Below are 927 nucleotides of genomic sequence, written 5' to 3' on the forward strand. Positions count from 1 at the left end.
GGTAGAAGAGCGTTCTGTGCAGCGTTGAAGGCATACCGGTAAGGAGTGTTGGAGCGCACAGAAGTGAGCATGCAGGAATGAGTAGCGATAAGATGCGTAAGAATCGCATCCGCCGTAAATCTAAGGTTTCCTACGCGATGTTCGTCATCGTAGGGTTAGTCGGGTCCTAAGCCAAGTCCGAAAGGGGTAGGCGATGGAAAATAGGTTAATATTCCTATACCAATTAGGGTGTGCGATGGGAGGACGCATAAAGTTAGGTGAGCCAACGGATGGAAGTGTTGGTCTAAGAGCGTAGATTGGGAGAGAGGCAAATCCGCTCCTGTATTCGAAACTTGAACAGGCTCTTTGAGGTCTTTTAGACCAAGAAGAGAATCACTGATACTATCGTGCCAAGAAAAGTCTCTAAGTTTAGCCCTAATTGTCCGTACCGCAAACCGACACAGGTAGATGAGATGAGTATTCTAAGGCGCGTGGAAGAACTCTCTTTAAGGAACTCTGCAAACTAGCACCGTAAGTTCGCGATAAGGTGTGCCTACGCAAGTAGGTCTCAGCAAAGAGTCCCTCCCGACTGTTTACCAAAAACACAGCACTTTGCCAACTCGTAAGAGGAAGTATAAGGTGTGACGCCTGCCCGGTGCTCGAAGGTTAAGAGGATGGGTTAGCCGCAAGGCGAAGCTTTGAATTGAAGCCCGAGTAAACGGCGGCCGTAACTATAACGGTCCTAAGGTAGCGAAATTCCTTGTCGGTTAAATACCGACCTGCATGAATGGCGTAACGAGATGGGAGCTGTCTCAAAGAGAGATCCAGTGAAATTGTAGTGGAGGTGAAAATTCCTCCTACCCGCAGCAAGACGGAAAGACCCCGTGGACCTTTACTACAGCTTAGCACTGCTAATGGGAATGCCATGCGCAGGATAGGTGGGAGGCT

At 49.0% G+C, this 927-nt stretch carries 1 rRNA gene; it reads left to right on the top strand.

Annotated elements, in window-relative coordinates:
• Positions 1-927: ribosomal RNA gene (locus KCO92_RS07240) — 23S ribosomal RNA — on the top strand; the annotation flags it as partial.

Source organism: Helicobacter salomonis (assembly GCF_017979425.1).
GTDB lineage: Bacteria > Campylobacterota > Campylobacteria > Campylobacterales > Helicobacteraceae > Helicobacter > Helicobacter salomonis.